The organism is Phycisphaeraceae bacterium (assembly GCA_019636555.1).
Classification (GTDB): domain Bacteria; phylum Planctomycetota; class Phycisphaerae; order Phycisphaerales; family UBA1924; genus JAFEBO01.
Window position 1 is genome coordinate 41,431 of sequence record JAHBXH010000001.1, and the last position, 24,227, is coordinate 65,657.

Sequence of the window (24,227 nt, forward strand, 5' to 3'; positions counted from 1 at the left end):
GCCCGTCGCACCTCGCACGGACGGCGACGGACGCATCGCGCCCGGCATCCGGCCGTTTGGACCGAAGCCGGAATCTGGTCCGGCCCGGACGCATCTCGCGCCCTTTCGATCCGCCGGATGCCGCCGCACTGGCGGACGATCCGGACTTGTGCTCCACGCGCCCCGCTGCGCCGCGTGAGCGGCAGAGTCCGAGGGGGAAGCGATGCAGAGTCGTTCGGACTTGCCCGGCTGGACGCCGACAAGCCCTCGATTGTCTTTTGCCTGACCTATTCGCCGGTACGCCCGTCGAACAAATCAGGCACGATCTTGCGAGCCCGGTCCCTCAGGTACGAGGAAATCTGGGTCTCTGAATCGAACGAGAGCGCCTGTCGGGCGATCTGCTCGCACTGTTTCAAACTCACCGAACGGATCAGCCGCTTGAGCTGCGGGATCGACCCGGCGGAGACGCTAAGGGTACGCAGGCCCATCCCCACAAGCAGAAGAGCGTATTCGGGGTCGCCCGCCGATTCGCCGCAGCAGGAAACCGGGGTGTCGTGCCGCCGGGCGGCCCGGACGACGTCTCGGATAAGCCGGATCACCGCCGGATGAGCCGGGTTGTACATGCCCGCGATCGTTTCGTTGGTGCGATCCACGGCGAGCGTGTACTGCGTCAGGTCGTTGGTCCCGATCGAGAAAAAATCCACTTCCCGGGCGAATGTCTCGGCGAGCAGTGCCGCCGAGGGGACCTCGACCATCATCCCGACCTTCATATTTCGGTCGAATTTGATCCCTTCTTCGTCCAAATCCTCCATGACGTCGTTCACGATGTACTTCGACTGGCGGAATTCGCCGGTGCTCGTGATGAGCGGGAACATGATCTTGATCGGGCCCTTGGCGCTCGCCCGGAGCAGAGCCCGGAGCTGACGCTTGAACATCGGCTGGTTCTTCAGGCAATAGCGGATCGAGCGGCAACCGAGAAACGGGTTGCGCTCCGGGAGTTCCGCACGTTCCTGCGTGTACTTGTCGGCGCCCAGGTCCATCGTGCGGATGGTGAGCGGCTTTCCTTTCATCAGTTCGACGCACCGGACGTAGCTCTTGTAGTGATCCTCTTCCGATGGCTCGTGCTTGCTTGTGAGGTAGAGAAACTCGGTGCGGTAGAGCCCCACGCCCTCGCCGCCCAATTCGAGCACATGCTCGGCCTCGTCCGCGAACTCGATGTTTCCGACGAGTTCGATGCGCTGGCCATCCGTTGTTACGGACGGCAGATCGCGGAGTTCGCCCAGCGAGAGCTGGAAAGTTTCGCGCTGCTTGATGAGGCCGTGATATTCCTCGAGCCGCTCGGCATCGGGATTCAGGATGATGATGCCGCGATCGCCATCGAGAATGATGCTCGCGCCGTCGGTTGCGGCGGCGGTGATCTGGCGGCAGCCGACCACCGCGGGAATGCCGAGCGCCCGCGCAACAATCGCCGTGTGACCGGTGCGCCCGCCCAGGTCGGTCGCGAACCCGATCACGCGCTTGCGATCGAAGCTCGCTGCCTGCGAAGGCGTGAGATCGCGCGCGAGCAGGATCGAATTGTGCGGCAGTTTGGCGAGGCGGCTCTCCGCGCGACCGAGCAATTGGTTGAGCAGGCGCGTGACAAGATCATCGATGTCATTGACTTTCGTCGTGAAGACCGAATCGGGCGCGGCACGAAACTTGTCCGCCAGTTGGCCGAGCACCTGACAGACCGCGTATTCCGCGCCGACACGTTCGGTCTCGACCATCTTCCGCATCGGGCCGATGAGCGACTTGTCTTTCAGCATCCCGGCGTGAAAGAGAAAGATCTTTGCCGCCTCATCGCCCATTTCGCCCTTGGCCCGCGCGTGCACCGCCGTCAGCTCTTCGATCGAAGCATGGATCGCGTCGTCGAGCTTTTTCTGCTCGCGCTCGACCGCGGCAGGCGCAATGAGCCGACGCGGCATGCGCCGGTGGTCATCTCCCAGCAGCGCGACGTGGCCGATCGCGATCCCCGGCGAGACCGCGATCCCCTTGATGATCTGCATTTTCGGGCCCGGCGCACTCTCGGCGCTCGCGTCGGTCGCGGACGAAGGAGCGGGTTTGTCGCTGCTATGGCCTGTCACGGGAGGGCGAGTTTATCGAGGAAAAGCCGCGGAAGAAAAACGGCGATTTCAGCGGAGCGCTCCCAGCAGATAGCTTTCCAGCCGCGCGATCAGCCGGGAAACTGTCAGATCGGCCCCGACACTCGCCGCGGCGGCTCGGGCCTCTGCCATCCATCGATCGTCGAGAATCTTTCCGAGCGCCCCGAGCCAGCCTTCGCGCGTGTCTTCCCGAACGATCTCGCCCGGTTTGTGCAGGCCGGTATCCACAAGATCGCTCCCGGGCGCGTGAAGCCCGGCGAGCAGCGGCACCCCGGCGCGGATCGCCTCGCACGCGAAGCGTCCGGTACCTAATCCCTGCGTACCAAATGCCGCGATCGCGATGTCCGATGCCGCGAGTAGACGCGCCATGTTCACCCGCGTCCCGGCAAACACCACGGAGTGAGCACACCCCGCGCGACGCGCCAGCGTGTGCAGCATGTGGGGGAAGCGACCGGTGACAATCAGGCGTAGACGCGGAGCGCTCTGCGGCTGGTCCCCGTTCGCCATCATGCGGCTCGGCGTCGCGACGCGTTCGAGGAGCGCGAGCGCCTCGAGCAGATTCGCCGAAGTGTGTTCGTCGGCGTGCGTTCCGCTGAGAAGAAAAACCCTGTCGGAGTCCTGAAGCGAAAGCCGCTCACGTACTTCGCACCGAACCGCGTCGCGCTCCGCGCCGATAATCGGATTGCTTCGGGCGGCATACCCGAGCGAGCGAAGGCTCGACTTCTCCGCGTGCGGACCGATCGTCAGCGGCTGGACGCGCCGGCGGGGCGTGTCCTTTGCGGCGCGGCGCTCGGCGAGCAACTCGTGAAGCAGCCACGGGTGATGCACGAGTTCCATCGCCACGGCGACCGGACTGCTCTCGGCGAGTATGCGCGAAACAACCTCGTTCGCACGGGTTCCGATCGGGAGCCAGACATCTCCGCAAATGAGCGGTGTGAGGCTGAGGCAGACCCTGTCGGGGCGGGCCTTCAGCAGGCTTCGCGCCCAGTAGCGGAAGAGAAATGGTTCCGCGCCGAAGTGGCGCCGATTGGGGCGGTGAACCAGCAGGGGCAATCCGTCAAAGAGCGCAGGGTCGTCGCAGCCGTCGAGCGCGACCTCAACCCTGTGACCCCGGGCCGCGAGCGCGTGCGCGAGATCCGGGGCCCAGAGTGTTTCGGACCAGTCGAGGCTGCGGACGAACCCGGCGAGGATGAGGATGTTGAGTTTGCGAGAGGGACGACCTTCTTTGAAGATACTCGAAGCCTCGTTTGACATGGTGCGCATTGTGCGTGAGTGCGAGGACAAACACGAATCGGAAGCGTAAATTGTAACGGCTACTCCCCCAATGCATGGTTGCCTCCTTCGCGCCGGATCCAAGCGGCCCTTTCACTCTCCCTACGTTTGCAGCTGCGAGACTCGCACCATCAGATTGCAAGCGCCGCAGCAAAAAGAAAGCGTCGTGCACTTCGCACGACGCGCTTGCAAAGCGATGCGGATTGGATGATCGCTATTTGGAGGCTGGTTGGGCGTCTTGGGGCGGGAGGTCAAAAAGTTCGAGAATGCCAACCCCGGGCTTTGTTTCGAAAACGTCCCGCAACACCTTCTGCGTGAGCTTGATCCGGCGTTCCCGGATTTGAGCAAGCTCGTCGCGGGCTTGCACTAGCTTTTGGCCAAGGCTCCCGTCGGCTCTGGACTGTTTGATATTCTCCAAATAGAAAATCTCGACGTATTCCGGGCGAGTCTTGATCCAGAGCAGTTCATCTTGTAGCTCTTTCGTCCAGCGATCCTTGAAGGTTTTGTAGTTGGACCAAAAAAGGCTGTCCAGCACGATCCCCCAGCGCCGTTCTTCTCGGCAGTGCCAAAGCAACTCGTTTGGGTCTTCACTGAGTTGGGGCGGCGCGACCGGCGGGTTGCTGCGCGGCTCTTTTGGAGCGATAGCTGACGCACAGGCCACTCCCACCACCGCGCCGCACAGAATCAATGACATGGTGAATCGCAGAATTGCGAGTTGGTACTTAGTCATTGCTGTTGAACTCCTGGATCCAGCGATCGACATCGGCCTGGCTCCATTCGCCATCGCCGTTGCGATCGGTGATGTACGCGTGTGCGTTGAAGTCGGCCATAAACGCAGCATAGTCAGACGCAAAATTCAGCACGCCGTCATTGTTGTAGTCTCGGATGGGGTTGGGAGGCTTGGGGGCCAGGATCGAGAGCGGTGTGGCGGGGAAATTGGCGCGCCATCCGTACGCGGTCTGCGCGATCGGGATTCGGAGACGGACGTAGACCGGGAGGCAAATCGCAGCGTCGGAGTCCGAGGCGGTGACCTTGAGCGACGTCTCAATTGCGCCTTGACCCTCGCCGCCCATATTGATGAAATTGAAATCAGTGTTGACGGGCGTGAGCGTGATCCATCCGTTGCCGGTGTAGAAGTACATCTCACCTTCATTTAACCTTCCGGAGAAACCTTCATCGTTGGGCACAATGGTAAAATTGAAGTTTCCGGAAACTGACACCGTGAATGAGCCTTGGGCGTCGGCGAGCACTGCTGTCCCGTAGAGCGAATAGTCCATCATCTCCGACGGCGCCGGGATGTAAACGCCGTTGCCGTTCTGATCGAGAGTCGGAACACCGCGAGAAGTGGTCGCTTCTGGAACGGAAGTTCCGTAGCCACCTACGTCTAATGCGAGTGACGACTGGGGAATGTTGTTCGGAATCTTGGGCTTGTAGAATTCCTTCAGATCGTCGAGACCCGGAATGAGACCGCGAAGTTTTTCGAAGGTCTTTTCACGATCCCGTTGGGCGCCCTCGATGTCTCCGGCAAGCGCCTTGTCTCGAGCCCTCCGAAGCTCAGCCAAGAGGGTCAGATACAGGTCCCAAGCCTGTTGCTTGCTCTGGGCCGGATTTGGCGTTTGATTGGCAGCGCGAAACATTTCATCGCGGGAGTCGATAAGACTCTGTTCGTCTTGGTTGTAGATTTCTTGAATGCGATCGGCGTTCGAACAGCCGCTCGCCGTCAGGACGGAGACGAGCGCCATCGCGCCCGCGAGCTTGCGGATTGCCGCGCCCCGCCTCGCACTTCGCCACACAACGGTTCCCTTCGAGTAGGTCTTTTCGGTCGGTCCTTGCCCACTCAAGGCGATACGTGGCTTTGAATTGATACGCATGCGAAATCACCCCTTTTCATGAATTGCTAAAGACGCCTACCGCGAGGCGTGCCGAAGAAAAGACGGTCGGCGATAAGCTGCGTGACAAAAATAATCAGGAATATCGCAATTTGATCAGATTGATGCTTCTTCAGCGTGGGAAACGAGCTCTCCGCTGTTGTGCGGGTCCGTGCATCTTTGATAACACTCGCGGCTGCTCCGGCGAGACACCCGAAGACCGTCATTTCCACGCGCTGGTTCTTTATTTGAATCGAGACCCGCTACTGAAAGGTACAAAGCTCGATCACGCCTCCGGCCGCATCAGCGGGAACAGCATCACATCGCGGATTGTCCGCTGATTCGTCAGGATCATCACGAGGCGATCAACACCTAATCCCATGCCGCCGGCGGGCGGCATTCCCACCTTAAGCGCGCGCAGGAAATCATGATCCATCGTGCGGAAGGTGTTCTCCTCGGCGCTCTTGTCGGCGTCGATGCCCTGGAGCTGCTCGCGGAACTTCGCCTCCTGCACGTCCGGATCGTTGAGCTCGGTGTAGTGCGGGGCGATCTCCATCCCGGCGATGAAGAGATCGGCGCGGTCGGCGAGCGCCGGGTTCGAGGGCTTCGGCCTCGTCAGTGGCGAGATCGCGCTCGGGTAATCGGTGATGAATGTCGGGCGCGCCGGGTCGAGAAGATGCTCACCCTTGAGCTCGAAGAGTTCATTGACGACAAACCACGGGTCCGCGGCGGCGATTTCCTTTGCCTTCTGCGGATTGCGGTTCGCGAGTTCCTGGCGCGCTTTGGTGTGATCGAGCATGTCGAAGCCCCACGCCCGCTGGAAGAGTTCGCCGTAGGCGATTCGCTCGAAGGGCTTGGAGTAGTTGATCTGAAGATCGCCGAACGGCAGAACTGTTTCGGCGCCCTCCGCCCCTTCAAACACCATCCGCGCCGCGTCGCGGATCGCGCTCTCGGTGAGTTCCATCACGGTCTCGACATCGCCGAACGCGTGATAGGCCTCGAGCATCGTGAACTCGGGGTTGTGCTGCTTGTCCAATCCCTCGTTGCGGAAATTGCGGTTGATCTCGAAGACCTTGGGCATGCCCCCCACCAGCAACCGCTTCAGATACAACTCGGGCGCGATCCGCATGAACAGGTTGATATCGAGCGCGTTCATCTTCGTCACGAACGGACGCGCCGCGGCGCCGCCCGCGAGCGACTGGAGCATCGGCGTCTCGACTTCGAGATAGCCGCGCGATTCGAGAAAGCGCCGGATCTGCCCGACGATCTTCGAACGCATCTCGAACACCTTCATCGTCTCCGGGTTCGCCCACAGGTCGGTGTAGCGCTGGCGATAACGGATCTCGACATCGCTCAATCCCGCGTGCTTTTCCGGAGGCTGAACCAGGCTCTTGGTTCCCGGCTTCACATCGTCCGCCCAGACCGTCACCTCACCGGTCTTGGTCTTCATCACCTTGCCGCTGACGATGATGATGTCCGAAAGATCCGTCAGCTTCGCGAGTTTGAACCCCATTTCGGAGCAATCTTTCTGGCTGATCGCGACCTGCAAGTCTCCGGTCGCATCACGCAAGTTGAGCCAGAGCAACTTGCCGTTATCGCGCAGCAGCATGATGCGCCCCGAGATCGTGACGCGCGGGCGTCGGTCCTGATAGCCCGGTTCTTTGCCTTTCGCGTTGAATTCGGTGTTTGCCGCGTCGTCGTACTTCTCCCGAGCCGCGGCGAGAGTCTGCAACCCATCGACTCGGGTCCCGTACGGATTCAGTCCGAGATTTCGTACTTCGTCCCGGTTCGTCCGACGCTGCTGTTCCAGCACGTGAGGCGGAGCCTGTACCGGATCGGGGAACGGGTTGGGAGAAGGCGTGGGCGAAGGTGTCGAGGAAGGTTGCGTGTTCATGTTCTGTTGTTTGCAACTCTAGAACGACCCATGACGGAAACCTGCCAGCGCCGTTCCGAAGAACTACCCTCAGACTTGATCGAAGCGCCGCCAACCAACCCGAACCCCTTGTCGGCCCCCGCCAACGAACCGGGGATGGGCGAGCCCAATCATCCGGAAACGGCGCTCGAAGCATGGAATTCTCGCCCACACCCAATTCTGAGGTGGGTCGGCCGCATCGGGCTCGCCATCTACCTGCCTCTCGCCCTGGTGCTCTTTCTTTGGAAGCGCGGCACGGCGGAATTCCAGGACGCGTTCGTCGACAAGATTCTGCAGCCCGATGAGATCCTCTTTTTCTTTGTGATCGTGCTCGTCGGGGCGAGCCTGGCCTCGGTCGGGATCGTCAACGAGATCGGCCGGGAGCGAATCCACAAAGTCTGGGATGTGCTCCGCCAGATGGGTCCGACCGCCATTCTCGGCGCGCTCTGGACGATCAGCCCCGGTGTTCTCGGCATCCTTCTGCTGATCCAGCTCGGGCCGATTTCGATCTGGCTGCGCGACCTCGGCGCAATCGGCTGGCTTGTCTACGTCGCGCTCTTCACCGTTTCCGCCGGCGTCGGTTTCTTGCCAACCTACGGCCAGTCGATGCTCGGCGGCTGGGTCTTTGGGTTTCTGTGGGGCTTCCCCGGTGCGATGCTCGGCTTTGTCGGCGGCTCGGTCATCGGGTATTTCATCGCGAAGAGCGTGAGCAAGCACAAGGTCGAAGAGATCCTGCGCTCGAACCCCAAGGCCCGTGCCGCGAGTGAAGCGCTCGTCGGGCATGGTTTCTGGCGCACGCTGGGCATCGTGACCCTCATTCGTGTGCCGCCGAATTCGCCGTTTGCCATTACGAACCTCGTGCTCGCGTCTTCGGGAGTGAAGTTTCTGCCCTATCTCTTGGGCACCGCGCTCGGTATGGCGCCACGAACCGGAATCGCGGTTTTGTTTGCCGCGCTCGGAGCGGCGCGGGGCGAACCGAGCATCGTGAGCCTGATCAGAAACACCCCCTGGTGGATCACCGCGGGCGGCGCCGCGATGCTCGTGGCGGTTTTTTATGTGCTCTACATGATCGCCGAACGAGCGATCGAAGCCGTCACCGGACCGAAATCGCCAGCGCAAACGCCTCACTCCTCCTAGGTAAGGAGTTTGCCGCACTCGGGGCAGATTCCCGTGCTGATGCCGTAGATCGAGTAGCCACAGCGCGGGCAACGTCCGTTCCGGAGCGCGAGATCGTGTCGTCGCCTCCGCCAACTCCGCACCGCGGGCGACACCCAGCCAAGCGAAAGAGCGAACAGCGCCCAACCGATCAGCGCGAGCGCTGAATTCGCGATCCCCGACCAATTCAAAATGAGCCGCGGCGGCGTAACCGGCGAAAGAGCCTCTGCGACTCCCGGCATGTTGCCGCCGTTCTTGGATGCCAGCCAACCTACAAAAGCGGCGCGGGCTCGGGCGGATTCGTCGGATGAAAGAGGCGTGCTGCGGAAGGGGCGGAGCGTGACGGTGTACTCATCCCGGAACGAAGTGACGTCATACAAGCCGTTGGCGTGGCGTTCATACTGAAGAGACGCCCGGATAATGTCGTCCGGGTTCTTGTTCATCGCGTCGATCAGCCCTTGCGTGCTGCTCTTTTCAAGGTCTTCGACCCGGAATGAGGCGCCGTCTCGGACAAGAAAAACGGAAACCGGCGAAAAGGGTTCGGCCTTCGCGACCAGAATTCCGGGCAGGGTCCATCCGCGAACCGAACAGGTGCTTGTGTCCGCGCTGGGTACTCGCCACAATGAATAGAGGATGATCGCGAGCAGAACGCACGAAACGGACGGGCGCGTCAGAAATGTGCGGACGCGAGTCACGAGCAACTGTAATCGCATCTTCGGTTGACAGTTCGACTGCCCGGCGGTACGTTTCGCCCCGGTTCGTTGCCGGCTCCCGATGGGGCGTTCTGTCGGGCGGGGTTGATCCACTCACTTCTTACGCGCGCGAGGCCAATCCGTGAACACGCCGATCGGGTCCGGCATGTCGTCGCATGCAGACAGCGGGCACCCGGGTGCCCCGTATCCTGCGCAGCGCGCCTCGGAACCTTCCCGGCGATCGGAACCAGCGCCTCTTCGGCGCATCAGCAGTACGTCGATGTCACGCCGATCCAACTCCAGCATCAGCCCCGACCGCCAACTCTGGCACGACATGCTGGAGCACCTGCGCAAGGCGCACCCGACGATCTGCCGCCAGTGGTTCGAGCAACTCGATGTCGCCGGTCTGGCGACCGGGACTCTCCACCTCCGGGCGCAGTCGGAAATTCACCGCAACTACCTGCAGCGCACCTGCGCACAGGCGTTTAACGACGCCGTCCGCACCGTTTCGGGGCGGCTCATCTCGATCCGCTTCCTCGGGCCGGAAGAAGACTTTGTCGAATCAAAGAGTGCCGCAGGCGAGGACGCCACCCAGTCCGCCGGCTCCTCGGGGAGCGATACGGGGAACGCGACGGGCGCTGCGTTTGAATCGGGAACGCCGCTGCCGGATCCGTACGCGCCCGCCGATTTGCCTCCGACTCCCGCTGAGCCCGATGGAATCACCCGGCCCGAGCCGCCGGTTGTCGAAGTCAAAGCAATTCCTCCACGACCGGAACCCAGCCGCGTCGTGATCGAAACGGGCGAGCGCCGGGAAGATTCGCTGGTGATCGACCCGGACTATTCATTCGAGAATTTCGTGGTCGGCCCGGGCAACCGGCTCGCGCACGCCGCGGCGGTCGCGGTCGGCGAGAGCCAGGGGCGCCAATACAACCCTCTGTTCATCCACGGCGGCGTGGGCCTTGGAAAGACGCACCTGCTTCAGGCCGCGTGCTTGCGCATCCTTCAACAGAAACCTCAGGCACGCGTCTACTACGTTTCGTGCGAGGGCTTCATGACGCAGTTCATGGAGTCGGTGCAGTCGGGCAAGATGGCCCAGTTTCGCCACCGATTTCGGGATGTGGACGTGCTGGTGGTGGACGACATCCATTTCCTCGCGAAGCGCGACCGCACACAGGAAGAGTTCTTCCACACGTTCAACACGCTCTATCACGAAGGCAAGCAGATCCTGCTTTCGTCCGACGCGGCGCCGGAGGAGATCCCTTCGCTCGAAGAGCGGCTCGTGAGCCGGTTCAAGTGGGGGCTGGTCGCGAAAATCGATCCGCCCTGCTATGAGACGCGCGTCGCCATCCTCAAGACCAAGGCCCGCGACCGAGGCATGGCCCTGCCCGACGACTGCGCCTGCTTCATCGCGGCGCGAATCGATACCAATATCCGCGAGCTCGAGGGCGCGATCACCAATCTGCAGATGTACATTTCGGTGCACCAGCGCGCGCTCGACCTGAGTCTCGTGAAGCTGGCGATGAATGATCGCGAGCCCGAAGTTCTTCCCGAGCCGAGCATCCAGCAGATCATCACGGCCGTCACCGATTTCTTCCGCACGCGTCTCGCGGACCTGCAGAGCAAGAAACGTCCGCGAAGCGTGACCGTGCCCCGCCAGGTCTGTATGTTCTTCGCGCGAAGACTGACCCGACTTTCACTCGAAGAAATCGGCGGCTATTTCGGCGGGCGCGATCACACGACCGTGATGCACGCCGTCCGCGCGGTTGAAAACCGGCGCGACACCGACAACGAGTTCGCCGGTCAGTTGAAGGCGATCGAGGACAAGATTCGCACGAGCGCCTAGCAGGCTGTTGAAAAACTCCAACCAGTCGCAATTTCGAACCGCCATCTACCCTCGCGACCCGGGTCTGAGGGCCAGAAAGTTGTCTGCAATGCGTCGGCGCAGTAGGCACAATCAGAATTTCAACAGCCTGCTAGTGAATCGAATGGCAGAAACGGACCGATAAACCGAGCCGGACAAGGCTTGTGGCGCCGGCTTATGATCGGGTCGATCTGTCTCGGTCCGCCTGCCGACAATCTCCCGAACCACGCCGCGAACCGGGCCGAAGGAGATCGCGTAAAATAGAGGCACGTGCACCGAGTGTTTGCGTTCATCCTCGCCCTGGTCGGCTTGTTCTCGCCGTTCGCGCTGAACGGTGTGCTGGCGTGCGCCTCGTGCACGACCGTTGATCCGGTCGAAGCGTGCTGCGAAATCGTCTCCGGCGAATCGATGTCGTGCTGCGCGAACAATTCGTGCGATCTGCACTGCTCGGGTTGCCTGTGCAAAGCGAAGACCGAACCTCCGTCGGTCTTCCCGCGTGCCGATCGCGAAACGGATCTTTTCGTGCCGGCGATTCTGTGTGTCGGGGCGGTTCCGACCCCCGTCGAAGCCCCGTATCCGGGATTCCACTTCACTCCTCGAGCCACGGAATCGCCGCCTCACCTGGGCGCGCTCAAGACCATCCGACTCGCCATCTAGCAAATCGTTGACCCGCCGAACGTTGCTCCGGTGCTACACGCGCCGGAGTGTGTGTCTTTGTGCGCGTTTCAACGGCTCCGCATCGCGTGCGAGAACGCGAGGATGGCTCGATGCTCCAGAATGATCTCTCAAAGCTTGCCGCCGGCGGCGCGAGCGCCGCGGTGCGCGTGCCTCGTCCGCCTTCGCGTGCGATAACGCGAATAGTCATACCAGGCGCTGTGATCTTGGCTGCCGCGGCTTTGCTTCTGTACTCGGCCCGCGAGTCCCTGCGTCCCGCGCTTCGCGTGACCGTCGCTCCGGCCGTGCTGCTCGCGGCTTCGGAAGCGAACCGACCGAGCAGTCCGGCCGGCGAGATCGTGCAGGCGCCCGGGTGGATCGAGGCCGATCCCTACGACGTCGCCGTCCCGGCGCTCGAGAACGGCGTGATCCGTGAGCTCCATGTGCTCGAGGGCGAACGCGTAGAGGCCGGCGATGTCGTCGCCAGCTTGATCGACGACGATGCCGTGCTCGCCAAGCGGCTCGCCGCGGCGGCGCTCGGGAACGCAGAGGCGGCGCTCGAAACCGCTCGTGCGAATCTGAATATGGAGGTCGCCCGGGGCGAAGAGATCCGCGACGCGGTCGAGCGACGCGAGACCGTTTCGATCAAGGGCGCGATCGCGGAGGGCGATCTCGCGCAACAGAGGCTCAAGGCACAGACTCAAGCGGCCGCCATCAACTCCGCCAAGGCCCAGCTCACGCGCGCCGAGTCGGAAGTCGCGCTCGCCAAAGTTGCCCTCGCCCGTACGCAACTGGCCCTCGACCGGATGCGGGTTGTCGCGCCGGTCTCGGGCGTCGTGCTGCTCCGCCGCGTTATTCCGGGTCAGCGCGTGATGCTGAGCGCCGACGATCCGATGGCCGGAGTCGTCGTGCGGCTCTACGATCCGGCGCACCTGCAGGTCCGTGTTGATGTGCCGCTCGCCGACGCGGCAAAGGTGCGAGTGGGCGACGAGGCCGAGATCACGACCGAAACGCTGCCGGGGCGCACCTTCGCGGGCACGGTTACTCGATTTGTGCACGAAGCAGACATCCAAAAGAACACGGTTCAAATCAAAGTGGCGATTGCGGACCCGGCCCCTGAGTTGAAGCCGGAAATGCTCGCCAAAGCGCGGATCCGCACGCATTTGGGTGCTCAAGCGACGGGGGCGGCCGCCTCCGGAGAAGAGCTCGAGATTCCACGGACTGGCATCACAGATGTCCGCGGCTCCGAAGGGGCCGCGTGGGTGCTCGACCGCACGACATCGACAGCGGTCAAGCGTCGCATCACACTGGGATCAACCCAAGGAGATCGTGTTCGTGTGCTGGAGGGGATCCGCCCCGGTGATCGTGTCATTCTCAACCCCGCATCGGATCTGCACGAAGGCGTGCGAGTAGTCGCGGTGGGCGAACAGGAGGGCAAATGACACAGCCCCTCATCGAGTGCCGCAGCCTGACGCGAACGTACCGGCGCGGACCGGAACTGATCACTCCCCTCGATCAACTCGACCTTGATGTCGAACAAGGTGACTTTCTCGCACTCATGGGCCCATCGGGCAGCGGCAAGACGACGCTCCTCAATCTGATCGCAGGAATCGACCGACCGACCGGCGGCACACTGACCATCGGGGGCGTCGAGATCGGAAGCCTTTCAACCGGCGCGCTCGCCGACTGGCGGAGCGGCCAGATCGGCTACATCTTCCAGTTGTACAACCTCGTTCCCGTGCTCACGGCGTACGAGAACGTGGAGTTGCCCTTGCTGCTCCACAAACTCTCTCGCAGAGGGAGGCACGAACGTGTCGCGACCGCGCTCTCGCTCGTGGGCATCGCGGACCGCGCCAGTCATTATCCAAGGCAACTCTCGGGCGGGCAGGAGCAGCGCGTCGCGATCGCACGCGCGATCGTCGCCGACCCTTCCATCATCGTGGCCGACGAGCCCACGGGCGATCTGGATAAGTCCGCCGCGGCAGCGGTCATGGAATTACTCGTGCGCCTGAATCGCGAATTGTCCAAGACCATCCTGATGGTCACGCACGACCCCGGCTGCGCAGCCCACGCGAATCGCACGCTTCATCTCGAGAAAGGACGGCTGGTCGAGAGCGGACTTGCCGCGGCACACTGAGTTCAATCGGAGTTCCCATCAATGCTCACTCCCCGATTCATCCCCTATGTCCTCAAGCAGGTATCGCGGCACCCCGCGCGATCGATTCTCACGACGCTCGGCGTCGCCGTTGCGATGTTCCTGTTCGTTTCGGTGCAGGCGCTGCAGCGCGGCGTCGCCGAAGCGACGCAGGCAACCGGCAAAGAGGTCACGCTCGTGGTCTACCGGGAGAACAGGTTCTGCCCCGCGACCAGCCGGATGCCGGACTCCTACGCGCGTCGCATCATGGCGATTCCCGGCGTCGAATCCGTGATTCCCATGAAGATCGTCGTGAACAACTGTGGCGCCAGCCTCGACACCGTCACGTTCCGCGGTGTGCCGAGGGAGGACATCGGCTCGATCACCAAGAGCGCGACCATCATTTCGGGTTCGATCGAAGAATGGAAGCGACGCGGGGACGCGGCACTGGTGGGCGAGACGCTCGCGGCGCGCAGAGGCGTGAAGGTCGGCGACGTGCTTTCGGCGGCCGGCGTGGATGTGTATGTCGCGGGGATCGTGCGCTCCGAGCACGCCCAGGATCAGAATGTGGCGTATGTCGATCTCGCCTTTTTGCAGGGAACGGTCAAGCGCGGCGGCGACGGCATCGTCACGCAGTTCAACGTGCGGGTCAGCGATCCGGCACGGCTTCCCGAAATCGCAAAGGCGATCGACGAAGAGTTTCGATCCGATTCAGAACCCACGGACACGCGCCCCGAGTCGGCGTTCGTCGCCCGCGCGGCCCACGATCTGGTGCAGTTGGTCGGTTTCTCCAAGTACATCGGCTGGGGTGCACTCGCCGGTGTGCTCGCCCTCGCCGGCAATGCCATCGCGCTCTCCGTTCGCGACCGCATCAAAGAGCACGCCGTTCTTCGCACCCTCGGCTTCCGGGGCGGCTTGATCGCGCGGCTCATCATCGCCGAAAGCGCAACGCTTTGCCTGCTCGGAGGTGCGATCGGCAGCATCGCGGCGCTCGCAGTACTGCGCTTCGGCAACTTCAGCCTGTCGATCGAAGGAACGAGCATGAACATCAGCGCCGAGCCTTCGCTCCTCGCTGTTGGACTTGCCATCACCGCCGTTGCGGGCATTCTCGCGGCGCTCCTGCCCGCACTCAATGCGTCGCGCCGGCAGATTTCTGAGAGTTTCCGGGCCGTCTAAACCATGCGATTCCTCCCCACTTCCTACGCCGTTCGGAACCTCGGGCGCTCGACCCCGCGCCTCGCGCTCAGCGTTCTGGGGAGCGGCCTCGTCGTGTTGCTCGTTCTCGGCGCCGGCGGCTTCGTGCGCGGCATGACCGAAAGCCTGCGCCGCGCGGGAGATAGCGGCAACGTGCTCATCATGGGCATCGGCAGCGAGGAAAGCATCGAACGCAGCGAAATCCCCGCGTCGACCGCGGCGCTCCTGCAGGCGTCTGTGCCCGGCCTGCGCTCCGAAGGCGGCGCCGCGTTCGTTTCGCCCGAGGTGCACGTGCAACTGCCAGTGTCCGTCGCTCGCGACACACCCGAAGGCCGGCTCATTCTGGTGCGAGGCGTGACCCCCGCCGCGCTGCTCGTGCACGGCCAGGTCCAGATCGCCGAAGGCGAGTGGCCGCGGTCCGGACACGACGAGGTTCTGGTCGGCCGCCTCGCGCACACAAAGCTTGGCGTGCCGCCAGATTCGCTCGCCGTCGGGCAAACTCTTCGGATCGACGGACGCGATCGGCACATCTCCGGTCACCTTGCCGCGCCGCAATCGCTGATCGACGCCGAAATCTGGATGCCGCTCAACGATTTGAAAGAGACCACAAAGCGCGTGACCGATTCGTGCGTGGTCGCCACGCTCGCCGATGGGCCCGACGGCGCCGAACTCGCCGACGTTCAGACCTTCTGCCGGCGCCGGCTCGATCTTGAGATCACCGCCATGAGCGAATCGGCCTACTACAGCCGCCTCGCCGCGTTCTTCGCGCCGATCCGAATCGTCGTCTGGGTGACTGCGGTCCTGATCGCCGCCGGGGGCGTGCTGGGCGGGCTGAACACCATGTACGCCGCGTTCGCCTCGCGCGTCCGCGAGATCGGGATGCTGCGTTGCCTGGGCTTCAGGCGCAGCGCCGTCATCGTGAGCCTCGTTCAGGAATCATGCCTCGCCTGCGCGACAGGCGCGCTCATCGCCTGCGCGATCGGTGTCTTCTTCCTCGACGGGCTCGCAGTGCAGTTCTCCATGGGCGCGTTCGGCCTGCGGATCGATGCGCCCGCACTGCTCTTTGCGCTCTCAATCGGCCTCTGCCTGGGATTGCTCGGCGCACTTCCGCCGGCGTACCGATGTCTCAAGCTCCCCATTCCCGAGTCCCTCAAAGCGGTGTAGCCCACTCAACTGACCCTCTGTCGGAGAATTGCCATGCCTCAACTGCTCACACTGAATCTTGCCGCGATCGCCCTCGTCCTCGTCGCCTGCGATCAGAAACAAGCATCCGCTCCAAGCAAAGCGCCCACCGCCACTTCGCCCGCGGCAATTCCATCCGAAGCATTCCTTGCCGTTGCCCCCGCCGACGCAAAGCCCGTCAAAGACGTGAAGGCTGTCGCGAAGAGCGGCGAGAAAGTCACTGTCGTCGGGCGCATCGGCATGGGCGACGAGCCCTTCGTCAAAGACCGCGCGGTCTTCACGATCGTTGATCTCGGCGTGAAGTACTGCGGCGAAGAAACCAAAGACTCTTGTCATACTCCGTGGGACTACTGCTGCGAACCGTCGGACGTGCTCGCCGCCAACAGCGCGACGATTCAATTCATCAACGGCAACGGTCAGCCTCTCCGCACCGAACTCAACGGCGTCCACGGACTCAAACCTCTCACGATCGTGTCGGTCGTGGGAACGGTCGCGGAAGGAACCGGCAACAGCCTCGTCATCAATGCTGATTCGGTGTATGTGAAGCCGTGAGGCCTCGTTTTTCTCTTGGCTTTTGGCGTGCAGTGCAGAGTGATCCATTGGAGTTTTGAAAACGGCGTTCTGAGAATGCGCGGTGGCGCCAGCGCATGCCGCGCTCCGGCTAAACTCGCGGCGTGAAGCCCCATCCAAAGTTCAGAAAGACGGTGAAGTGGGTGGGCGCGGGCCTGACTGTCGTTGTGCTCGGGCTGACGATCTGCAGCGTGCCCTGCGTCGTGCGGTGGCGCGGGCAAAGTGGCTGGTGGGCCGGGCTGATCCCCTTCGCCTTTCAATTTGGCCATAACAGCTCGCCGAACGCCGGACCGTTCGGCTGGGACGGCTACGTGATCCAGAGTGATTGGTCGCCCTTTCTGCACTTTGAATTCAACACGCAAGACCGCTATTGGGTTTCGAGCCTGACCGGTGTGTTGAGTGGGCAGAATGTGACGCCCCCAGGAGCCCGATACTGGTACGCGCGCGTTCCCACCTACGCGCTGCTCATTCCAATTCTTCTGTCCACTGGTTTCGCTTGGCGATCGGACCTGATCGCTCGCCGCCGCGCTCGCGCCGGCGCGTGTACCAACTGCGGCTACGACCTCTCGGCCACTCAATCTAATTCAAACTGCCCCGAGTGCGGCAGCTCGCACAGCGGCACTCCGCCCCACAAATGAAAAAGGGGAGACGCCTCTCGCGCCTCCCCTTTGACTTCTTCGTGCTCTTCAAGTGCTCTGTGTGGTGAATCTGTGTGCCGCCGTTCGCCGCACCCGCTCAGTCCACGCCGAGCAGTTTCTTAGTTTCCTTCAGAATGTCCTGCGCCGTCAGGCCGCACATCTTGAGCATCTCATCGGGCGTCTTGGCGCTCTTGGGAATCCGCGTCACGTGCATCTGCTTCAGGCGGAACGCGTCGCCGCTCTCGGTCAGGGCATCGGCGATCGCCGAGCCCAATCCGCCGCCGTAATTGTCTTCCAGCGTGATGATGTTGCCGCCCGCGTTGTTGATGTGATCCAGCACGCCGTCCGTATCGAACGGGATGCTATACATATCGAGCAGCGTCGCGCTGATGCCGGCCTTGTCAAGCAGCTCGATCGCCTTATTCGCCTCGTGCACCATGTACCCCGTCGCGGCAATCACCAGGTCCTTGCCCTCGACGAGCGTCTGGAAGCCCCCGAGGTTGAACACGTCCTTGTCGCTGTAAAGGAATTCGGTCTCCGCGCGCAGCGTCCGCATGTAGCAGCAGCCGTCGTACTCGGCCATCACGCCGACCAGCGCGTACGCGGCATACGCATCGCTCGGCTGCAGAATGTAAAAGCCGGGGTTGCCGCGGTGATCCTTCATCGTCGCGAACGCGCGGAACCACGAGACATCGGGCAACGACATCTGGCTCGGGCCGTCGGAAGCGAGCGTGATGCCGCTGTGGCTGCCCACAATCTTCAGGTTCGCGCCCGAATACACGCCCATCTCGATCTGGTCGTACGCGCGGGTGAAGAACTTGCTGAACGTCGCCATGAACGGGATCTTGCCGCCGGCCGAAAGACCGGTACCGACGCCGATCATGTTCTGCTCCGCGATCTTGCACTCAAAGAACCGATCTGCCGAGGCCGGGTCCTTGCGGAACATGTCGGTAAACGTCGAGTTCTGCACGTCCGCGTCGAGCGTCACAACCTTCTTGTTCACCCGGCCGAGCGCCCGCAGCCCGATACCGAAAGCCTTGCGCGTCGCGATCACGCCCGACTGGAACAGGCTCTCCATGTCGAAGGCCTTCATCGCCTCCGCGAGCGTCGGCATGTCGCCCGTCGCGACGTCCGGCGTGCTGATCTCCGGGGGCGGCTCGATCGTGAACGAATCGCTCTGCGCCAGGCTGCTGGTCAATTCCATCCGCTTCTGATCGAGTTCCGCGAGCGCCTTCTTGAGCGCATCGCCCGTCGCGACCTTGCCGTGCCAGCCCGCGCCCTGCATCGACTCGGCGCCCCAGCCCTTCACCGTCTTGGCGACGATCGCCATCGGCTTGGTCGCCTTCTCGAACGCGTCGAATGCGTTCTTGATCTGCGTCGGGTTGTGCCCGTCGATCACCTTGACATCGAATCCGAACGCCTCGAGTTTGGCCTCGGTGCACTCGGCGCTCTGTTGCCCGCTCACGCGGTCCGACTGACCGAACTCGTTGCAATTGAAGATCGGCAGCACCCGATTCAGCTTGTGATCGATGATGTAATCAAGCGCCTCGTCGATCTGCCCTTCGCGCGATTCGCCGTCGCCGATGATGCAGTAGATGTGCTTGTCGATCCCATCCAGCCGCGCCGCCTCGGCCAGGCCCGCCGCGACGCTCAACCCCTGTCCCAGGGAGCCCGTCGCCGAGTCAAAGAACGGGAAACCCTCCATCGGATTCGGGTGCCCGTCGAGACAACTGTCCGCGGCACGAAGCGTCTTCAGGTCGTCGATGGTGAGGCGCCGGCGATTGTTCGGATCCTTGCCGAACATCACGCCGAGCTTTGCGCACGCCGCGTACACCGCAGGCACCGCGTGACCTTCCGAAAGCACAAGGCGATCGCTCGTCGGATAGTCGGGGTAATCCGGGCTCCAGCGCATCGTGTGGAACATCAGCACCGTCACAAGGTGACCGATGCCCATGGATGAACTCGGATGCCCGCTGCCCGCGGCGGCGGTCATCTCGAGCGCGAGTCGATCAAGTTCAATTGCCTGGGCGTGAACGGCGGCTTCGAATGACATGCAACCTCCGCGAATAGTCCTGTTCGATCCCACTCTCCCAATCGAATCCACAACCCGCCGCCGACACGCGTCGGCGGTGGGACAAGCACCTACGTCGAGTCGGACGACATTGCTCGAACCCCGCGAAGGATGCCTTGGCGGCCCCTGCAAGGTCCTATAAGCCCGCACTTTCGCAGCACGGCCCGCACTACCAGCGGGTGAGTATCCGCAAACCAGTACCCGTTGACAACTCCGAGGCTCGCAGTTTTCGGATGAAATCTGATCAATATCTCCGCGTCGGTCCCGGATTGAGGCGGGGAGACCGACACCCCCAGCTTTGTCGCGACCGACCCAACCTGTTCGGGAAGCCGTTTGGAGCCAATCTATTCCTAGTGTGTTCGGGTCCGCCGGGTGGTACACTCCCCGCCCAACGGAGCCCGCTCTCAGCGGCCCGAATTGTGCATCGGTTTGGAGAAGGCGATGAAAGTCATTTGTGATCGCGGCGCTCTTCTGGACGCCATCAATCTGATCTCGGGTGCGGTGGCAGCGCGGACCCCGAAAGTACAGCTCACCTGCGTCAAGTTCACGGCCGCCAAGCAGGGCAACGCCGGCGAAGTCACACTGGTCGCCACCGACGCCGAGATCTCTTTGCGCCTTCGCCTCGCGCAGGTGGACGTGCAGCAGCCCGGCGAAGCGCTGATCCCGGCGGACAAACTCCGCCAGATCGTCTCGGCCGAAGACTCAGAACCGACACTGACCGTCGAAACCGAGAACGAGATCGTGCACATCCGGGGCCAGGACGCGCACTTCAAAGTCTTCGGCTATCAGGTCGCCGATTTTCCGCCCGTGCCGGATATCGCGGATGTGATCTCGGGCAGCGACGGCGCCAAGGCCAAGGCCGTCTTCACGCAGAACTCCGGCCTGCTTTCGGGCACCGTTGCACGCACGCTCTTCGCCACGGCGCGCGAGAACAGCCGCTACGCGATCAATGGCGTGCTCATGAAGCGCGACGGCAAAAAGCTCGAAATGGTCGCGACCGACGGACGCCGCCTCGCGCTCTGCCGCTCCTCGCTCACCGGCGGCGGCGACAAGGACGCCAAGACGATCTCCTGCATCGTTCCGACCAAAGCTCTGAACATGCTGCAGCGGCTGCTCGGCAATCCCGAAGAAATCGTCCAGATCGCGATCACCGACAACCAGGTGTTCTTCGGAATCGGCGGCGGCAGCAAGAACGATGCACCTCACTCGGTCCTGAGTTCCACCCTCGTCGAGGGCGCGTTCCCTCCCTACGAAGATGTCATCCCCAAGGACCAGGACAAGAAAGTCACCTTCGACCGCGACGTACTCTCGAGCGCCGTCCGGCGCGCCGCGCTGCTCACCAACGAAGAGTCCCGCGGCGTTCGCATGAACTTCCAGTCAAAGAAAAAGCACCTGGAACTCTCCAGCCGCGCCCCGGAAATGGGCGAAGCCAAGGTCGATATCGATCTTGCCGGCTACGAAGGCGACGACATCGAGATCGGTTTCAATCCCACCTTCATCACCGATGCCCTCAAGGTCATCAGCGACCCGCAGGTGATCATGGAACTGAAAGCCCCGAACAAGCCCGGCGTGGTCAAGAGCGGCGGCGACTTCGTCTACGTCGTCATGCCCGTCAACCTGCAGTAACGCCGGCCCGGCCGAGCGTTTACACGCGGGCCGAGCGCCGATGGCGGTGCACGGCGCGATCGGTGCGGCTGCGCCGCTTGGGAGACAGTCTTCCAACCGTCGACAATTCGATGGTCTGCCGTTCCTCACGCTCCACGACCGGCGACGGCGCCTGGATGGGCAGAGGCTGCGCGATCGGCGTGCGAACGACCTTGCGCCGGGGGGCGCGTGCCGCGGCCGAGCGATCGGCCTGCCAGGCCGCAAGACACAATCCCGGAAGCACAATCGACCCGAGAATGGCGGCGAGCTGCCAAGTGGAAAGCAGCGGCAGTGTCTCGGGCTGCACGAAGAACCAGACCAGCGCGAGACCCGAAAGCAGGGTCACGCAGGCCGCGGCAATGATCCCCGCGAGACGAATTGAACGAACCATGCGGTGCATGAAGATCCCCAAGTGTGCCGCGGCGCGCCGCCGGGAGGCAAATCTACACTCCGCGCCGGCGAAGTTCTAGCGATCGCCCGACGGAGCGATCCAACTTCAGAAAGTTTTGCAAAAGGCGCCGCTGGTTCGGCGCGACCCGATTTGTGAAGAGCCGCAAGAAGGTGTATCGTCCCCACCACGCGATGGCGAAAGTCCGCCACAAGTTCCGAAGGCTCGCGGCGTTGCCGCTCCTGCTCTGCTGCGCGATCGCGTTCCCTACCGGCGCGCAGACGCAGCCCGCGCCCCAACCCGAGAGGCCGGTCGGCGCGCCGCCCGCCGAAGGACCTCTGCGGCGCGATGAACCAAAGCCGGGCCCGCCCGATGTGCAGCTCGAAGTCTTCGAGGGTCGGCCCGTGCGCGAGATCCGGCTTGTCAAGCCGGTGCGCCCCAAGCAGGAAGACGAACCCGTTACCTACGAGCCCGTGGACAGCGAGACCGCAAAGCTCGTCCGCAACCAGTTGCGACTGCGCGAGGGCGCCGCCTACGACCAATCGGTTGTTTCCTCCGACATCACCCGTCTCAACCGCCTCGGCAGATTCAAGCAGGTCGAAACCCGCGCACAGCCCTACGACGACGGCAGCGTCGCGCTCATCTACATCCTGCAGCTCCAGCCCATCGTGCAGGACGTGCAGAGCGTCGGCAACCGAAAGTTCAGCGACCAGCAGATCGCCAAGGAAGTGGACATTCTCCGCGGCACGCCCGTCGATCCCCTCCAGCTCGAGCGCGCCTGCCGACGCATCGAGGCGCTTTACCGAAAGAAGGGCTACTACCTCGCCCGCGTCTCCGTGGAAGAGGAGCAACTCGAGAAGAGCGGCATCGTCATCTTCAACATCCGCGAGGGCGAACGGCTGAAAGTCGTGGATATCCGCTTCGAAGGAAACAGGAGCTTCGGCGCGGCCGAGATCCAGCCCGTCATCAAGACCAAGGTCGCGTGGCTCTTCAACCGCGGCCCCCTCGACGACGATGTGCTCGACGACGATGTCGGGAGCATCATCCGGTTCTACAAAGACCGCGGCTACCTCGACGTGCGCGTGGACCGGAACATCCGCCCGGCGCCGACTGGCAAGGAGGCGATTGTCACCTTCCTGATCGACGAGGGCCCGGTGTACACGCTCCGGAGCGTCGAAACTTTCTACATGGAGTTCGCGCGCAGCTTCCCCACAATCGCCGAAGCCAAGGCGGACATGAAGCCGGGAGAAAAAATGCTGGTGCTCGGGCCAGAGGCCCGCCCCGGCAGCCCGGAACGCAACATCTTTGTTTCACGCGACGGCCAGATCTCCTCCGAACAGGCCAAGGGGCTCATGCTGATCAAGCCCGGCGACGTCTACAGCGTGGACAAGCTGGATAAATCAATCCGTGCGATCGCCAACGCGCTGGGAACGATGGGTTACGTCGATGCGCAGGTGACCCGCCGCGAGCGGCGCGATACCGAACAGCCCCGGGTCGACATCGTGGTCTTCATCACCCAGGGAAAAGAGTACAGAACGGGCGAGGTCATCATCCAGGGCAACGACATCACCCAGCAGAAAGTGGCGCGTCGCCAGATTGAGCTGCAGCCCGACCGTCCCCTCGACACGGTCGCGCTCGAAAACAGCACGCGCCGCCTCAAGCAGACCAATGTCTTCGATAATCAGCGCGTCAGAATCACCGCGCAGAAACCGGAGGATTCCGACCCGGAACACCGCGACGTCCTTGCCGAAGTCGCGGAGACCAACACCGGGGAATTCAACATCGGCGCCGCGATCAGCAGCGACGGCGGCGTGCTCGGGCGCATCTCGATCACCCAGCGCAATTTCGATATCGCCGATCCACCCGATACCGCCGGCGAACTCTTCAGCGGGCGCGCATTCCGCGGCGGTGGACAGACATTCAACATCACGGCCCTCCCCGGCGACAAGGTTCAAAGTTACGGCGTCTCCCTCGCCGAGCCGTATCTGTTTGAAACAAACTTCGCCGGCTCCGCGGCGTTCGCGTACAACCAGCGCATCTACGACCAGTACAGCGAGCAGCGCGTCGGCCCGCGCTTCGCGCTCAGCCGGCGCTTCGGCACCCGTTGGCTCGCCACAATGCCGTTCAGCTTTGAGAAGGCGGTCATCTACGACATCCCGCCTTCCTCCGCAGTCGACATCTACGAGTCGCAGGGTTCCGCCAATATCTACCGTGTCGGGCTCAATCTCTCGCGTTCCACCTTCGACGATCCGGTGCAGCCGACGCGCGGCACCAAGTTCCAGATCGGTGCCGAGCAGGTCTACGGCACGTACAACTACAACATCTTCCACGCCGAGCACCAGATCTTCATCCCCCTCAGCGAAGACTATCTCGGGCGGACAACCACTCTCTCTTTCCACACACGCGTCGGATACATCCCGCAGGGGCGCGACAAGGTCCCCGTCTACGACCGCTTCTATCTCGGCGGCTCGGATCTGCGCGGCTTCCAGTTCCGCACGGTGTCGCCGCGAACGGTTGCGTTCGATACCGGACTCCCCAGCCCCGAGCCCATCGGCGGCACGTGGATGTTCAATTTCGGACCCGAAGTCAAAATCCCCATCTACGACGACATCCTGGCGCTCGTCTTCTTTGTTGATTCCGGCACGGTGCTCTTCGAACCCGGTTTTGATCAGTACCGCGTCTCCGTCGGCACCGGCCTGCGCGTGAACATCCCGCAGTTGTCGGGCGCACCCCTCGCGTTCGACTTCGGCTTCCCCGTCAAGAAGGAGCCGCAGGACAGCGGCCGTCTGTTCACGTTCAGCGTGGATGTGCCGTTCTAATCGCGGGGTACGCGTTTTTGCCGGTTCCAGCCCGCCCCGAAACCGGCGTCCGA

The 24,227-nt window shown here is 62.8% G+C and carries 19 protein-coding genes; 11 read left to right on the top strand and 8 right to left on the bottom strand.

Translation table 11 applies throughout. The annotated features are described in order from the left end of the window. Positions 1-266: 266 nt before the first annotated feature. The 5 genes from ptsP to lysS form a co-directional block, all read right to left on the bottom strand. Positions 267-2,102, bottom strand: a complete 1,836-nt coding sequence (ptsP, locus tag KF691_00140) for a phosphoenolpyruvate--protein phosphotransferase (GenBank protein MBX3387839.1) — start codon at positions 2,100-2,102, stop codon at positions 267-269. A 48-nt stretch (positions 2,103-2,150) separates the two neighbouring features. Then, positions 2,151-3,374 (bottom strand): glycosyltransferase, encoded by a 1,224-nt coding sequence (locus KF691_00145; GenBank protein MBX3387840.1) that lies wholly within the window; start codon positions 3,372-3,374, stop codon positions 2,151-2,153. 232 nt (positions 3,375-3,606) lie between these two features. Beyond that, complete coding sequence (locus KF691_00150; GenBank protein MBX3387841.1) at positions 3,607-4,122, bottom strand: hypothetical protein; 516 nt, start codon at positions 4,120-4,122, stop codon at positions 3,607-3,609. Further along, positions 4,115-5,263 (bottom strand): hypothetical protein, encoded by a 1,149-nt coding sequence (locus KF691_00155; GenBank protein MBX3387842.1) that lies wholly within the window; start codon positions 5,261-5,263, stop codon positions 4,115-4,117. Before KF691_00155 ends, KF691_00150 begins: the two co-directional genes overlap by 8 nt. Before the next feature lie 283 nt (positions 5,264-5,546). Beyond that, the gene (gene lysS, locus KF691_00160; GenBank protein ID MBX3387843.1) at positions 5,547-7,154 is read right to left on the bottom strand and encodes a lysine--tRNA ligase; all 1,608 of its coding nucleotides are present in this window, start codon (positions 7,152-7,154) and stop codon (positions 5,547-5,549) included. 30 nt (positions 7,155-7,184) lie between these two features. Here lysS and KF691_00165 point away from each other — a divergent pair, with 30 nt between their 5' ends. Next, positions 7,185-8,309, top strand: a complete 1,125-nt coding sequence (locus KF691_00165; protein MBX3387844.1) for a TVP38/TMEM64 family protein — start codon at positions 7,185-7,187, stop codon at positions 8,307-8,309. On the opposite strand, the gene KF691_00170 is transcribed toward KF691_00165, so the two are convergent. Beyond that, complete coding sequence (locus KF691_00170; protein MBX3387845.1) at positions 8,306-9,022, bottom strand: hypothetical protein; 717 nt, start codon at positions 9,020-9,022, stop codon at positions 8,306-8,308. The genes KF691_00165 and KF691_00170 overlap by 4 nt on opposite strands. Before the next feature lie 277 nt (positions 9,023-9,299). On the opposite strand from KF691_00170, the gene dnaA reads away from it, so the two are divergent. The 8 genes from dnaA (at position 9,300) to KF691_00210 (ending at position 17,252) form a co-directional block, all read left to right on the top strand. After that, entirely contained in the window at positions 9,300-10,862 is a 1,563-nt protein-coding gene (gene dnaA / locus KF691_00175; protein ID MBX3387846.1) for a chromosomal replication initiator protein DnaA, read from the top strand. 288 nt (positions 10,863-11,150) lie between these two features. Further along, complete coding sequence (locus KF691_00180) at positions 11,151-11,537, top strand: hypothetical protein (GenBank protein MBX3387847.1); 387 nt, start codon at positions 11,151-11,153, stop codon at positions 11,535-11,537. A gap of 110 nt (positions 11,538-11,647) precedes the next feature. Then, positions 11,648-12,976, top strand: coding sequence for an efflux RND transporter periplasmic adaptor subunit (locus KF691_00185; protein MBX3387848.1), 1,329 nt, complete (start codon positions 11,648-11,650; stop codon positions 12,974-12,976). After that, positions 12,973-13,671, top strand: a complete 699-nt coding sequence (locus KF691_00190) for an ABC transporter ATP-binding protein (GenBank protein ID MBX3387849.1) — start codon at positions 12,973-12,975, stop codon at positions 13,669-13,671. The genes KF691_00185 and KF691_00190 overlap by 4 nt, the downstream gene beginning before the upstream one ends. Positions 13,672-13,692: 21 nt before the next feature. Beyond that, the gene (locus tag KF691_00195; GenBank protein ID MBX3387850.1) at positions 13,693-14,844 is read left to right on the top strand and encodes an ABC transporter permease; all 1,152 of its coding nucleotides are present in this window, start codon (positions 13,693-13,695) and stop codon (positions 14,842-14,844) included. Between the two features lie 3 nt (positions 14,845-14,847). Next, positions 14,848-16,026: an ABC transporter permease gene (locus KF691_00200; GenBank protein ID MBX3387851.1), complete on the top strand. Its 1,179-nt coding sequence runs from the start codon at positions 14,848-14,850 to the stop codon at positions 16,024-16,026. A 33-nt stretch (positions 16,027-16,059) separates the two neighbouring features. Next, the gene (locus tag KF691_00205) at positions 16,060-16,596 is read left to right on the top strand and encodes a hypothetical protein (GenBank protein ID MBX3387852.1); all 537 of its coding nucleotides are present in this window, start codon (positions 16,060-16,062) and stop codon (positions 16,594-16,596) included. A gap of 122 nt (positions 16,597-16,718) precedes the next feature. Next, positions 16,719-17,252 (top strand): hypothetical protein, encoded by a 534-nt coding sequence (locus KF691_00210; protein MBX3387853.1) that lies wholly within the window; start codon positions 16,719-16,721, stop codon positions 17,250-17,252. A 97-nt stretch (positions 17,253-17,349) separates the two neighbouring features. On the opposite strand, the gene KF691_00215 is transcribed toward KF691_00210, so the two are convergent. Then, a complete protein-coding gene (locus KF691_00215; protein ID MBX3387854.1) occupies positions 17,350-19,305 on the bottom strand; it encodes a transketolase in 1,956 nt (651 codons plus the stop codon). Positions 19,306-19,764: 459 nt separating this feature from the next. Here KF691_00215 and dnaN point away from each other — a divergent pair, with 459 nt between their 5' ends. After that, positions 19,765-20,949 (top strand): DNA polymerase III subunit beta, encoded by a 1,185-nt coding sequence (gene dnaN / locus KF691_00220; protein MBX3387855.1) that lies wholly within the window; start codon positions 19,765-19,767, stop codon positions 20,947-20,949. Between the two features lie 19 nt (positions 20,950-20,968). On the opposite strand, the gene KF691_00225 is transcribed toward dnaN, so the two are convergent. Beyond that, on the bottom strand, positions 20,969-21,358 hold the full coding sequence (locus tag KF691_00225; protein MBX3387856.1) for a hypothetical protein: 390 nt from the start codon (positions 21,356-21,358) through the stop codon (positions 20,969-20,971). A gap of 170 nt (positions 21,359-21,528) precedes the next feature. On the opposite strand from KF691_00225, the gene KF691_00230 reads away from it, so the two are divergent. Further along, the gene (locus tag KF691_00230; GenBank protein ID MBX3387857.1) at positions 21,529-24,174 is read left to right on the top strand and encodes a BamA/TamA family outer membrane protein; all 2,646 of its coding nucleotides are present in this window, start codon (positions 21,529-21,531) and stop codon (positions 24,172-24,174) included. Positions 24,175-24,227 lie beyond the last annotated feature (53 nt).